This window comes from Halobacillus sp. 12SKB (assembly GCF_052941655.1).
Genome location: NZ_JBRFWR010000001.1, coordinates 2,855,567 through 2,869,206 on the forward strand (window position 1 = coordinate 2,855,567; position 13,640 = coordinate 2,869,206).

A 13,640-nucleotide genomic window follows, 5' to 3' on the forward strand; every position below is an offset into this window, starting at 1 on the left:
CCACATTATCGCGGGGTAGAGCAGTCTGGCAGCTCGTCGGGCTCATAACCCGGAGGTCACAGGTTCAAATCCTGTCCCCGCAACCAATTATTTTTCTATAAACATCCATAATAAGTGAAAACAGTGTCACTAGTTTTCTGGGTTTACTTCAAACTTTATATTGATGTGGTGGTGAAGGCGAAGAGGTCACACCTGTTCCCATGCCGAACACAGCAGTTAAGCTCTTCAGCGCCGATGGTAGTCGGGTTTACCCCCGTGAGAGTAGGACGCCGCCACATGATCCATTAGCCCTTCAGGATTCATCTTCTGAAGGGTTTTTTGTATGCTCATTTTGGTGTAGAGGGAGAGCCAGCAAAAAGTGCCTGACCCCCAAAATGTGTTAACGTGATGGGGGTCAGGCACTTTTAATAAAGGCTGAAATTCATCTTCGGTAGCCTTGAGTTTAGTCGGAAAGAGAAGCTACATATTTAGCATTCCATAAATAATTAACAAAGAGGAAGTGTCTCCTATGAGGCGCTTCTTTTTTATAGATACGGGATCTCTTATAGAAGAGTCCGATTGAAGTGGTAGTATGGTCTGAATTCATTTGAATGACGTTATCGAAGAATCTCGGACATCATTACTCTCTGTCTTCTCATGTATAATGGGAAGTAACTAAATGAAGAAAATAAATGTGATTCGTATGAAAGAGAAAATGACTTTGCTAAGGGATCGTTTAACTATTTGAGCTGAGATAATTGCCCGGTTAGGTTGCTTAAAGAATGGAAGCGCGGTGACGGCTCATGCGCTTCAATTCTTGATTTATGAACACAGAAAATATAGCAATTTTCCAAATAGAACACATCCATTCATGTAGACGGACGTGACTGAAATGAGGAAGCACTTGATCAGTCCCTCACTTCAGAGGAGATAGAAGAGAGAGGAGATATAAAGTTGAAAAAACTCTTAGCGTTATCAATGACTGTCTTCTTTTTAATAACAGGTTGCTCTGATAATAAACAGGAAGAACCGCCACTACCTGCTGAAGGTTTAGAAGTGATAGCAAATAATCTGGAAGTCCCGTGGTCTATCGAAAAAATGGAAGATACCTTTTATTTAACAGAAAGATCAGGGAACATTGTCAAAATAGAAGATGGTGAAGTAGAAAGGCAAAGCGTAGAACTTGAAGAAGAGGTATCCACAGCTTCAGAGGCAGGATTGCTTGGTTTTGTTCTTGCCCCTGACTTTTCCGAATCGAACCTTGCCTATGCCTATTACACGTATGAAGATGGGGAAGAACAGTTCAATCGTATCGTAACGCTTAGATTGGAAGATCGTGTATGGAGAGAAGAGGATCTGCTTCTTGATCAAATCCCCAGCGGTACTTACCATCATGGAGGAAGACTGAAAATCGGTCCTGATGAAAAACTCTACGCTACGGCTGGGGATGCTTCTGATCCTGAAATAGCACAAGACCTGGATTCATTAGGTGGAAAAATTCTAAGAATGAACTTGGATGGATCGATACCAGGTGATAATCCTTTTGCGGATTCCTACGTTTATAGCTTTGGACATCGCAACCCTCAAGGGATGACTTGGTTGTCAGATGGTACGATGTATGCAAGTGAACATGGGGATAATGCAAACGATGAGATTAATTTAATTGAAGCTGGTAAAAATTACGGTTGGCCGGTTATAGAAGGTTCTGAAGAACAAGAGGGAATGGTTTCGCCTCAATTCACTTCTGGAGATAGCTCCACCTGGGCACCATCCGGAATGGACAATTATGAAGGGAAACTTTTTGTTGCCGCATTAAGAGGGGCTGCCGTTTTAGAATTCGACCTGGAAACAGGTGAATACCGTGAAGTGATCACTGGTCTTGGAAGAATTCGGGATGTACAGATTAAGGATAACAATCTTTATTTCATTAGTAATAATACAGATGGTCGTGGAAATCCTCAGGAAAATGATGACAAGCTATATAGAATTTCACTCTCAGATCTGGATTAACTACTGAATAGTAACCGGTCAAAATCGGTCCATACCAAAGAGCGCTTCATGAGTGAAGCGCTCTTTCTCTATGGCGACTTGGTAGTAGGATTTTTCACATTACTACGTTCCCTCCATAATAAATGGAAAAGGTTGAAAAGAGCGAAATATGGGAAAAATAAATAAAATTAGTCTCTTGGAGCTGAAAGTAGATGGTATTAACCTCTTTCCTGACCAATGATAGCTTCATGGGCCCGATCATTCTGTTTTTTACTTTTGCCGGTTTAGCAGGTCTATTTTACCTTTCCTTCTTTAAGAACAAGTGATGTGAGTGGCACATCTAGAGTAATGAGTGGAGTTGATTGAGAAGTTTATCCAACTTTTGAGATATGTTCAAAACTTCCTGATCGTCTGCTCCATTTGTATAGGCGTCGTACATTTCCTGTCGAACAGATTCTATTATTTCTTCTAACCGTGAGATATCATCCATATGTAATCCTCCGCATAGGCTCTTCCAATTAAAGGTTAACACATGTCTTTACAATAACCTTTCATTTTTATTGATTCTTATCGTGGCAGTTTGAAACAGGTAAAACGCCCCAGGGAGGAATTCCTAACTTTGGGTTTTAGAGGAAAGTGAATTTTACATGAAAAAAAGGTCAAAGAATACATCTCTAACCAGTAGGGTGAAATGGGTTACTCTATAATCTCTGGTTTCAGCCTGGCGATAACGGTTGGTAAACGTTCAAAATAAGGTTTTTGTATGAAGTCATAGGCTCCGTGCTTAGCAAATCTCTCAATAGTGAATTGATCGCCTAAAGAGGAACAGACAATGACTCTCACGTTAGGGTTAATCCTCTTTAACTGGATGAGGGTTTGCAGTCCATTTAACTTAGGCAAGACAAAGTCTAGTATTACTAGATCGGGGCTATGGGTCTTATATTCAATAATCCCTTCAATCCCGTTCGCAGCTTCTGCGATCACATGAATGGATTCTATTTCTAATACCTTTTTCAACCATGATCTCATAAATGAAGAATCATCAATAATTAGTGCGTTAATCATACAATCGTCCTTACGTCTTTTCTCTATATTCCCCTTTACTGTTCACCCTCACGTAACCTTAACAGATAAAATTATCTTAGTATAGTGAATTTGACTCGGATGCACTTGTTTTTAAGCAAAGAAAAAAGCCAGAGCAAAACTCTGGCGTAACTAAGAGAGGGACTCATCACATGAGCTAGATGTAAGGGAGGTGTATGTGAGAGTCACCTTCACCATTATGGGCAGTGAACGAACATTTATACATAAAAAAAGCCAGTGTATGAAAACACGCTGGCAAGTAGGGGTGATTTATCTATGATTTAATTTTTCTATAGCTGGAGACAATCTGTGGAGAAGTGGCTTTTGAATGAAGTCAATCACTCCTATAGAAGCACACTGGTCAAGTATATGGATATCACTGTGTTCCGAGCATACAATCACCTGTGCTTTTGGGTACTTACTGCGAAGTGCCTTTAGATCTTGCATATCAGAGGTTTGGACATCCATAAGCACTAAATCTGGTTGATACCGATCATACAGTGAGATTACTTCCGTGCCAATTTCAGTTTCCGCCAAAACTGTATAGGAGTGTCTTTCTAATATACTTTTCAATCTTAGTTTATCTCGAGTATTATCTAACAATATTGCAGTAGGCATATAATCTTCCTTACGTCAATTGGTCTCCCTAACCCTATCTTTATACCTGTGTATATAGTCACCCCAGACCTATCATACCAGAGTAGGTTAGTGGAGAGTAGAAAAAAGCCCCGATCAATTCTCCAACCTATTCAACTGGAATGAATACTTGCATAAGGATTAGTAATAGCAACAGAGAAGGAAGAGTCCAAGACAAGTGAAAGCTTACAGTGAACTCACTGGGGAAAATAGTGAGACTAGTGATTAGTGTAGTAGAAAGGCTAGTTTCCCTTTCTTGAGAGTACCAGCAAAAAACACATTTGAGGTCTTTCCCCATTTAATCCATGCCTCTCTTGGAATGAAATGATGAAAGGGTGGATGTGAATAAATGGTGGAGTGAAGAACATCAGATCATCGTACATATAAACTCTTTGTTTTGTAAATGGGATTCTATTATTTTTAAGCTTGGGAAAGTAGTGAGAATTTTGGATGGAGAAGCAGAAAAATATGGAGGTTATTTCCCAATCTGTAATCTCTTGTAAAAGGAGTTGTGTGTGATCATCTATTCCCTGTAAGAAAAAAAGGGAAAGGTGGAATTTTATTATGAAAAGAAAATTGATATCTGCTATGGGTGTAACATTAATAGCTTCTGCAGCTATTTCAACGGGAGTTGGGGCAGCTGAATCTACGGGCAAAGATTTGTCTGAAGATAACCAAAAGACTCAACAGTACACGATCAACTGGGAAAGTGAATGGGAAAAAGCAGAAGACCTCAACGAATCAGTAGAGTTTGGGAATGCCAGCGCAACTTCAGGTGGCCAGTTTCAAGGGGCAGCATCCTCTTGGGGATCATTAGCAACCGGAAGTACAAATGTTGCATCCGACTATCTTTCAGATGCGGTTAGTAGCACGGGTACTTCAAAAGGTAAGGTTTACACGACAGTTACATCCGCAACTACGAGCCTTAAAAATACAAGTTCTGGATATACTGTAAATGGCGATAAGTCCACGGCAGTTGCTAAGTTTACTGCTGAATCAACAGCAGAAATGATCGGATCATTCAACACTGTATATTCCGGCCTGACCATCCATACAGCTACAGATTCTGGAGTGCTATATGAAGCGAGAACTTTTGATAGTGTGCTAAACTATTAAGTAAAATACATAAAATTGCACTAAGCTACTTTTTAGCTTAGTGCAATTTTCATTCGAAAGGATATACATATGAAACAAACCTTCATTCTTATTAGTCTCATAATCATTGCTTTAAGTGGTTGCTCGGGAGAAAAATTGAACAATGAATTTAGTGGGGACGATGTTTCCGTACTATCCAGTGGGGATCCAGCTTTAGAAGAATCTAAGAATCTTGAACTGCTAAATAAATCTGATCAAGTTGCAGAATCATCTGTCCCTTTTACTTTGGTGAAAGCTTTCGTTCCTGATGATGATTATAAAAATGAAACCTCCGTAAAAGGTGAGGAATTTACCTTTCTTACGTTACCTAAAAACAAAGATTACTTAACAGGTAACATTATTGTAGAGAATAACAAGGACGAAAATGTAGAGATGCAAGCAATATTCATGCAGGGAGATCACACGGCAAAAGTTAGACCAGAAGAAGACGAAAAGTGGTCAAGGTCTATAAAATATGAGGTTCCCCCTAAAACTTCCATAACCCTTCCTGTGGAAATTTCTATTCAGCAAGAGGGGCAGGAAGAATTATCATTCATACCTCTAGCAGATCTTTCAGACAAGGAGAAGATAGGGAATGAAAATGTAAGCAACTATCGCTTTTTTTTACAATTGGGCGATGTTTCCATTGATAATGGAAAATTAGAAGATCATTCCTTCACATTAAGTGAAGAGCAGATGAGTACGTTAAAAGATCCTTATCCTTCTCCATCGTGGAGTACGGATGGTGGTGAGCCTGTGAAGTTTTATGAAAACAACGATGAGCTTACTACTAAAAATAGCATCGAAGGGATTACGTTAAATCCCGTCCCTTATTCAACGAGTGTTGATGTGGTTCATTTTGATGAACATGGAAATTCTACTGTACTAAAAAAAGATGTAGTCCTAAAAGAAAATGAAAGCAAGTCTATTCCCTTTGACCAAGCAACGATAGAAAGTCTATATGAAAAGGATCGTCGGCAATTCATTAAAGTGACTAATAATAGGGGAAAAGATATATTGGCAGACTTGAAAGCCCTGGATCATGGGTCTAAACCATTTCCAACATCCTATCAAGGCATTATTGAATTACATCCAAAGAAAAAAGGGGATTGAAGATGGTGAAAGTAATTAATAAGTGGAGCTTCTTTCAATTGTTGAACTTAGCAGCGTTAATAACCCTTATTATGCTGTTCGAAAAAATGGGGTACATACTATTTGATGCGTTTTTATCAAACGGCTCTTCAATAATGATGCAAATCTATTTTGCTGTAGCCATTTTGTTAACGGTCAGCTTTAATTACATTTGGATCTATTGTCAGGTAAAGAAAAGCAGCGTGAATATTTTCCAAAATAAATTTTGGAGAAACGGAATAAAAGTATTTGGTCTCTCCCTTGTGATTCTTATATTTGCTATATTATTATTTGGATTTACTGGTGACATTTTTATCATCGTGGAGCAAAATCGCTGGGTTATGTATTTGATTGCTACGCTATTTATTTCTATTACCTATTTTATGATGGTTTCCATCGTTTCTAAATTTGAAAACTCTCCCTTTTCCATAATTAAAATGAGTTTTCATGCGACCTATATCATGCTTGTTATCTCCATTTTTATGATGTAGCTCACCCCCACAAGAAAATGATTAAATATGGCAGCGTAAAGTAAGCCGTATGAAAGTGCCTGACCCCCACTGCGTTAAAGTGTTAACGTGGTGGGGGTCAGGCGCTTTCTTTAACACATAGGGTGAGTACAGGATAATCTTATTAAATCCTGAGTATAAAAGAGCGTTTCAGTCACGAAGCGCTCTTTGTTATGCTACATCATTTAAAGGGGATGCGATAACATGTGGCAAATTTTAGAACGTTTACATAACCCGAATGAAAAAGGAAAGTATCGCTTTTTGCTTAATATACTGGAAGGAGATGTGAGAAAAATCAGAGGAGGTTATTTGTGGACGCATTCTTACTGATTTTGATGTCATTGGCGCTAGCAGGAACGATCGTCTTTTTTGTTTTTGCATTTGTAAAAGGAAAGAATCACAGGCGTAGGAACTTTCTAAAATCAGGTGGGTGTCTGTACGCCTGTTTTGTCCTGGCTATGATTTTAGGATCTGAGTATGGTGCTTTTCTAACTAGCTTAGTGATTTTAATGGTAACAGCTTTAGTAGGAATGGTTGTATTTTTCATATTAGCCTTCGTTAAAGGAAAAGGTAACAGGCTGCGAAACTTCCTGATATCAGGGGGCTGCTTTCTTGCCTTACTAGTGTCTACCCTTGTGGTAGGAGCGATGAGCGAGGATATCACGGTTGCGGAGAACGCTAAAGCTTCTGTAGAAGAACAAGAAGCTGAAGCAAAGGCGAAACAGGAAGAGGAAGATAAAGAGCGCGAGGCTAGAGAACAAGCGGAAAAAGAGCAGGAAGCTAAGGAACAAGCGCAGAAAGAGCAGGAAGAACGGGAAGCTAAAGAACAAGCGCAGAAGGAGCAGGAAGAACGGGAAGCTAAAGAAAAAGCACAAAAAGAACAGGAAGCCAAAGAGGCTGAGGAACAGAAGAAGAAAGAAGAAGAACGTAAGGCTAAAGAGGAAGAAGAAAGGAAAGCAAAGGAGGAGGCAGAGCGTAAAGCTAAAGAAGACAGCATAACCGTTTCTCAAAAGCAGGCGGTTGCTATGGCTGAGCATTACATTAATTTCATGGCATTCTCGAAATCGGGGTTGATCGATCAATTGGAGTTTGAGGGATTTAGCACAGAAGACGCTACTTATGGTGTAGAAAATATTACCGTGGATTGGCAGGAACAGGCGGTGATCAAGGCCGAGGAGTATCTTGATTTTATGGCGTTTTCAAGACAGGGTTTGATTGATCAATTGGTTTTTGAAGGGTTTAGCCAAGAACATGCAGCTTACGCGGCCAGTCAAGTGGGTTTGTAATTGATGGAGGCAAGCAGGTGTGAGTCGCTATACCTAAAAGTTTGAATTCCAACACATAACAAAAAGCGCTTGCGAAAGTGCCTGATCCCAACTCCACTAAAGTGGAAATGTGGTGTAGTCAGGCACTTTCTTTTTTATGTGATGTGAGCATGTACTCGCGAGCAAGTCTGCCGAATTAAGCAACTATACCTTTGGTCATCAGTATATACTCGAATATAAACACTAACATCTTCCATTAATTAACTTCCTCCGAGCAGAACAGTGCCAAACGTTATGAGTTGTATAACGCTTGTGGAAGTAACCGTTATATTTCTTAGATAATATAACAAAAAACATAAAATTGTGAAAATTAACTGTCTTAACTTGTAGTTTTCCATGATAAGTTGGTATAATTTGGCTTAAATAGATTATCGAATTTGTCGTAGTTTGGGAGGAGAGTCTTATGTCTGAGGCATCAGAACGAGATGGTGGATATTATGCAGTTAAAGGATTTATCTATCAATTTGACTTAACAATATTAGAAATACTAGATAATCCTACCTCAAAAGTTATGTTTGAGTTTCAGCAGGATATAAACTATGAACAATATGTAATACAGGTGAAGCATAAAGAAACTCAGACCTTCAAAAATAGCCTAATAAAAAAGCCAGTTATTCAACTATTGGAAGAGTTCAAATTAGATAGAAGTAAAACGTTCGCATTATATGGATATTTCAAAGATAAAGAAGTAGGCGAGAAGATTTATAAATTAGAAGAATTTAATAAATTGCTGGGTAAGAAGCAAAATGAGTATGAGGAAGATTTGAAAAAAGAATTTGTGGAAAATTTCAAGGTTGTTTTTAAAGAAGATTATAGTAGTCAGTTTGAAACAGTTATAAACAAGATTAAACAGGAATATGACCTTAAAAGTAAGGAGTTAGCTGTGATTTATCACATGATAATCCATTCTTCTCTCTTTAAATTAGCCATAAGAGAAAGAAAAGATAGATATATTGATAAATTAGAAGTTGACGAAATGTTTGCTAGAGCTACAGGTGTTGTTTTTCAGCACGCATATAGAGAATATTTATCTGAAGGAAAGTATGAAAAAGAAATTAAAAAGCGTTATTTTTCACCCCTGGGCCATAGTAGGAGACCGAGAGAAAGGTTATTTATTGTAGATTGCGATAATGTTGTGTCTACCAGTAATATCGCAAGTATAGTATATGAAATAATTCACAAGTATTATAAAAAGCCTAAGCCACCTTATGTACTTTTTCGGAACATTTCAGATATGAAATTAATTGAATTAAAGAAAATGCTAATCAACGAACAATGGCCAATGTATTTCAATGATGGTTCATATTTTGATGGAGATGATATAAGTGTAGAGTCAATTGTTAAGAGGGATAGCCGCTTTAGTGACATTACATTCGTATTACTTTTAAAGGAAGGTAATCTTCCCGAAATAACTGAAGAGATTAATATGTCTGAGGTTTACGAATTCTTCATTAATACCCCTATCGTTTCAGAAGAAGTTAACTCCACGAGTATTCAAATCAGTGAAACCAATCAGATTATTAGAATGATAAAATAAAAGATGGAAGGTGAGTTTTTTGATAACACTCGACAATATAGCGAAAGTAGTATCTGTCCTGCCTAATAAAGTAAAGGTTCAAGTTCAAGATTTAGATAAATTTCACGAAGATAGTATGGAAAAAGTCTCCTTAGGTTCTTATTTAAGAGTTTCAGATGAAAAAGATTGTTCTCTAATTGCAATGGTAGAAAATTTTACGATTGAAGAAAATAAAGATAATCCTGGTGAACCTAAATACATAATAGAAGCTACACCAATGGGTTATTTAGACGTAGAAGGAGTTTTTCATCGCGGTAATTATAGCCTCACTATACCGCCGACTGGAGTTGAGTTAGCAAAAAGAGACGAAATAAAACATATTTACGATACAGGTAAGAAAGAAGCTCGATTTTGTTTTGCGAAACTACAGCAAGATGAAATTACAAAGGTACCCGTAGATGGTAATAAATTTTTTAATAAGCACATCGCTGTTGTAGGTTCAACTGGTTCTGGTAAGTCACACACTGTAGCTAAAATCCTTCAAGAAGCTATTAGTGCTAAAAATTCAGATTATGAAGGACTAAACAATTCACATATTGTAATATTTGATATTCATTCAGAATACAAATCTGCTTTTCCTGAGTCAAATTATATCGACGTAGGAAATCTATTTTTACCGTATTGGCTAATGAATGGAGAAGAGCTAGAAGAAATATTTGTAGAAACTGGGGATAATAATGCATATAATCAAATATCTTTATTGAGAGATATAATAACTAAAAACAAACAATATCACAACGATGATAATGAGAATATAACTTTTGATACACCAGTGCCCTTTTCTATGAAAGAGGTTGTAAGGTGCATAGTTAATTTAACAAATGAAACTGTAGATAATAATGATGCAACGAAAGTAACAATAAAAGATGATGATGTGGCAGATAGTCACCTTGATAATGATAGCGGAAAATATAAACACTACTTTGAGAAGCAGATGAATTTTCGTCCCCTTAAAAGAGGGCAAGTTACCAGAGGCACATACAATGATAGTGATAGAAAATTAGATAAGATGATATTTAGAATGAATGGAAAGGTTAACGACAATAGATTGAATTTCTTATCTTTGGGTGAACAAGTCGATAATTATGACACTCCATTTGTTAATGTACTTGAAGATATTATAGGTTATAGTAAAACGAATAAATCAAATATTTCTATAATTGATATAAGCGGTGTTCCTTTTGAAGTATTAAATATTACTGTCTCTTTAGTATCTCGTCTCCTTTTCGAATACGGTTATTACTTTAAAAAATACTATGAAGAAAAAACTGAAGGTAAAGAAATGGATGATGAAGACTATTTACCTTTAATGCTTGTTTATGAAGAGGCGCATAAGTATGTTCCTAAAAGCTCTGAGGCGAAATATAGATCTTCGCGCATGTCTATAGAAAGGATTGCAAAGGAAGGGAGGAAATATGGAGTATCGGCTATGATTGTTAGTCAACGTCCTTCCGAAATATCAGAAACAATATTTTCCCAATGCAGCAATTTCGTAGCAATGAGATTAACAAACCCTGAAGACCAGAACTATATTAAAAGGCTTTTACCCGACAGTCTTGAGTCCCTTACTGCATCAATTTCTACTTTGCAAAGTGGACAAGCAATTTTAACTGGTGAAGCAATTATAATGCCATCATTAGTTAAGATAGACCCTTGTTCACCTGCCCCGTCTTCTAGTGACATTAAATATCTAGAAGAATGGAAAAAACCTTGGGGTGAGGCGCAATTAGAAATAATTACGAAGCGATGGAATAATAGTTAGTTGAGTTTTTGTTAGGACAGTTTTTTAAGATTAGTTTAGCAAGTAGCGGTCAGATACAGATATCAGCTCTTAAAAATAGAGACCTACCACTACTGCGCTACAGTGTTAACACTGTGGTTGAGTTCCCCAAGTCTTATAACGGTTATGAAAGACCTTAAATGTTGAAAAAAATCAGAAACTCTTATAACGAAGGAGTGTTTCTCTTCGTGGAGATGATCAAAGAATTTGAGCTGCGCTCGCATAGCCTCTGTAAGCCTAAAGATTGATATTTTTTAGTTGCTGGTCAGGTGAAGGGCGACAATAATGTCTTGATCACTTCCAGGAAGTGCTTGACCTCCACTGCGATTAAGTTTTAACTTGGTGGGGTTCAGGCACTTTCAAAGTCCTGAAAATTTCATGCATGAAAAAAGTAGTACAACTTGGGTTATATATAGTAAGGAAGTGGGGGAGGGGAGGAGATTACATGAGTTTAGTCTGGACTATAATTACTAGTGGACTTGTAAGTAGTCTTGTAACAGGATTTTTCAATTTTTTGTTCAAAAGAAATATTTCAAAATACCAAAATCAATTGTTATTTGATTTACAGAGAAAGACTCATGACTTCCAGTTGTACACGAATAAAAGGCATGAATCATACGCGGATTTATATAGTTCGTTACATGAAACTACGGATGAAATAATGAAAGTCACTCATTCCGCTTTGCAATTACCCAATTTCATGCATCTTACTGAATCGGAAGTTGATGATTATCTGGAGAAACGTGAGGATTCAGAAAACTTAAAATCTGCAATAAAAGATTTATACTATCAAGATCTAGTAATATTGGACAAAGAATTAAAAAGAATAGAAATAAAATGGCAATGGAAAAAAGCATGTGATATGAAATCTAAAAGTTATCAGAATTACACTAAATCCATAATATTTCAATCCTCAAATGTCTATGAAATTTGTGAGAATTTATTTGAACAACTTCAGGAATTACTACTTGTTTTCGAAGGGTTTGACTTTAAGCATGATGATCAAGATTTAATTAATAATAAACGGAAAGAAATTTATTCTCTAAGGAGGTATTTGAGGGGGGAAATTCAAAAGGAACTGAGTGTTGGCTATTATTCAAAGTAAGACAAATGTAGAGGTTTAATGTTTTAAAAGTTGACTGAAATGTTTTAAGACCCTGAAAGGTAGTCATTTGAAATAACCTTCTAAAACTCCTGAACTTAATACACAAGTTGATAGAAATAATAAAGGAGTAGTGTTGGAACAATAAGGTAAGTTGAAAGAAGCGGAACAATTTTACTTAGCAAATATACAAGAGTAGTTTGAATATATGCGTCTGCTCTCCGTTCCGCTAAATGGTTACAAATCATCAAATAGAGAAAGAGCGCTTCAGTCACGAAGCGCTCTTTGTCTATAACTACCAGTCTGAGACAACCTCTTCCGCACATTCTCATTCAAAGCATCCATCTCTTCAATAAACTGCTCACTCGAAGCAATAATCCGCTCCGAAGACTGCTCTGTCGTTTTCAATGCTTCAAAAACATTATCAAAAGACTCCTGAAGAGCTTCCATACTGATAGCCGGATTCTCCATCATCTCTGTCGTCTCTTGCGCATTCTCCTTCAAATTCCTGGAGTTCGAAAGCAGCATCTCCTCGGTCGCTTTATTCACGCCGTTGACCGTATCGATCACTTTCCGCTGATTATTCAACGCTAGCTGGATCGAAGCAGAGACGGTAATGATGTTTTTCGTCAGCGTAACCGCATTGCGAATGGATTCCTTCAGCTTTTCATTGTTTTTCTTAATGATATCAACAGAAGAAATACTTTGGTGAAGCACACTCTTCATCTGCGTCATGTTTCTAGTACGCGTAATGATCTTCTCTTTTCCTTCGGTAAGCAGGGCCAGATCGTATTCACCCGTCGCTTCTTTTTCTTTCAAAAGCTCAAACAGCTTCTTCCCGAGATAGATCTGCTTGTCCAGGTCGTAAATCCGCTTCTGGGCGTTTTCTTTGATCAGCTGTAATTCGACGCTGTCTTCTTCCAGGCGGTCTTTCGCGGCTAGGAGACTGCGGACCACCATATCAATCTTCGAGTCCACCGTTTCATACTTCTTAATGTAGCGGTCGATGGGCTGCTTTTTGCTTAGTTTATAAAAGAACTTCTGTACCCCGTTGCCTTCAGTGCGCTTCGGATCAAGGTCTGATACGATCGTTTCGAGTTCTCTCAGAGAATCGGGGATGTCGTTGTTGCCTTTCGTCATGAGGTCGTTGACTGGGCGCTTCAATGTTTCCATCGTTTCCCCGGCGACGCGCTGTTCTTTTTCTCCGAGGTCTCCGAGTTCTCTCATCACATCAGATAGGGAGTCGTCTCTGGATGTATCGAACCTTCCCGCATAGGCTTCGGCTTCTTCGTTCAGGCGGTCGATATCCTCTTTTTCAATAAGCGTCATCGCTTCTCTCAAGTCCTGTTGGTTCATTTCCGCTTCTTTATCTTTATAGGGAGAATGTTTACTCATG

The 13,640-nt window shown here is 37.8% G+C and carries 13 protein-coding genes, 1 tRNA gene and 1 rRNA gene; 11 read left to right on the top strand and 4 right to left on the bottom strand.

The window, feature by feature from the left end:
• The first annotated feature begins 9 nt into the window (after positions 1–9).
• From ACQ4XT_RS14145 to ACQ4XT_RS14155, 3 genes are all read left to right on the top strand, one after another.
• Positions 10–86: transfer RNA gene (locus ACQ4XT_RS14145), tRNA-Met, on the top strand.
• Between the two features lie 78 nt (positions 87–164).
• Positions 165–278: ribosomal RNA gene (rrf, locus tag ACQ4XT_RS14150) — 5S ribosomal RNA — on the top strand.
• Between the two features lie 655 nt (positions 279–933).
• Complete coding sequence (locus tag ACQ4XT_RS14155) at positions 934–1,989, top strand: PQQ-dependent sugar dehydrogenase (protein ID WP_446854233.1); 1,056 nt, start codon at positions 934–936, stop codon at positions 1,987–1,989.
• A 319-nt stretch (positions 1,990–2,308) separates the two neighbouring features.
• On the opposite strand, the gene ACQ4XT_RS14160 is transcribed toward ACQ4XT_RS14155, so the two are convergent.
• The 3 genes from ACQ4XT_RS14160 to ACQ4XT_RS14170 form a co-directional block, all read right to left on the bottom strand.
• Positions 2,309–2,458: a Spo0E family sporulation regulatory protein-aspartic acid phosphatase gene (locus ACQ4XT_RS14160; protein ID WP_446854234.1), complete on the bottom strand. Its 150-nt coding sequence runs from the start codon at positions 2,456–2,458 to the stop codon at positions 2,309–2,311.
• A 206-nt stretch (positions 2,459–2,664) separates the two neighbouring features.
• The gene (locus ACQ4XT_RS14165) at positions 2,665–3,033 is read right to left on the bottom strand and encodes a response regulator (protein WP_446854235.1); all 369 of its coding nucleotides are present in this window, start codon (positions 3,031–3,033) and stop codon (positions 2,665–2,667) included.
• A 288-nt stretch (positions 3,034–3,321) separates the two neighbouring features.
• Positions 3,322–3,669 (bottom strand): response regulator, encoded by a 348-nt coding sequence (locus ACQ4XT_RS14170; RefSeq protein ID WP_446854236.1) that lies wholly within the window; start codon positions 3,667–3,669, stop codon positions 3,322–3,324.
• 359 nt (positions 3,670–4,028) lie between these two features.
• Between ACQ4XT_RS14170 and ACQ4XT_RS14175 the strand changes: the two genes are divergently transcribed.
• The 8 genes from ACQ4XT_RS14175 (at position 4,029) to ACQ4XT_RS14210 (ending at position 12,247) form a co-directional block, all read left to right on the top strand.
• Positions 4,029–4,190, top strand: a complete 162-nt coding sequence (locus ACQ4XT_RS14175; protein ID WP_446854237.1) for a hypothetical protein — start codon at positions 4,029–4,031, stop codon at positions 4,188–4,190.
• 61 nt (positions 4,191–4,251) lie between these two features.
• Positions 4,252–4,803: a hypothetical protein gene (locus tag ACQ4XT_RS14180; RefSeq protein WP_446854238.1), complete on the top strand. Its 552-nt coding sequence runs from the start codon at positions 4,252–4,254 to the stop codon at positions 4,801–4,803.
• A 69-nt stretch (positions 4,804–4,872) separates the two neighbouring features.
• A complete protein-coding gene (locus ACQ4XT_RS14185; RefSeq protein ID WP_446854239.1) occupies positions 4,873–5,934 on the top strand; it encodes a hypothetical protein in 1,062 nt (353 codons plus the stop codon).
• A 2-nt stretch (positions 5,935–5,936) separates the two neighbouring features.
• Positions 5,937–6,443 carry a hypothetical protein gene (locus tag ACQ4XT_RS14190; RefSeq protein ID WP_446854240.1) on the top strand — a complete coding sequence of 169 codons (507 nt, stop codon included), beginning with the start codon at positions 5,937–5,939 and terminating at the stop codon, positions 6,441–6,443.
• Between the two features lie 329 nt (positions 6,444–6,772).
• Positions 6,773–7,747, top strand: coding sequence for an Ltp family lipoprotein (locus ACQ4XT_RS14195; RefSeq protein WP_446854241.1), 975 nt, complete (start codon positions 6,773–6,775; stop codon positions 7,745–7,747).
• 442 nt (positions 7,748–8,189) lie between these two features.
• Positions 8,190–9,323, top strand: a complete 1,134-nt coding sequence (locus tag ACQ4XT_RS14200) for a hypothetical protein (protein WP_446854242.1) — start codon at positions 8,190–8,192, stop codon at positions 9,321–9,323.
• Between the two features lie 10 nt (positions 9,324–9,333).
• Positions 9,334–11,124: an ATP-binding protein gene (locus ACQ4XT_RS14205; RefSeq protein ID WP_446854243.1), complete on the top strand. Its 1,791-nt coding sequence runs from the start codon at positions 9,334–9,336 to the stop codon at positions 11,122–11,124.
• A 463-nt stretch (positions 11,125–11,587) separates the two neighbouring features.
• The gene (locus ACQ4XT_RS14210; protein WP_446854244.1) at positions 11,588–12,247 is read left to right on the top strand and encodes a hypothetical protein; all 660 of its coding nucleotides are present in this window, start codon (positions 11,588–11,590) and stop codon (positions 12,245–12,247) included.
• A gap of 264 nt (positions 12,248–12,511) precedes the next feature.
• Here ACQ4XT_RS14210 and ACQ4XT_RS14215 read toward each other — a convergent pair whose 3' ends face one another.
• The gene (locus ACQ4XT_RS14215) at positions 12,512–13,639 is read right to left on the bottom strand and encodes a toxic anion resistance protein (protein WP_446854245.1); all 1,128 of its coding nucleotides are present in this window, start codon (positions 13,637–13,639) and stop codon (positions 12,512–12,514) included.
• Between the last annotated feature and the right edge of the window lies 1 nt (position 13,640).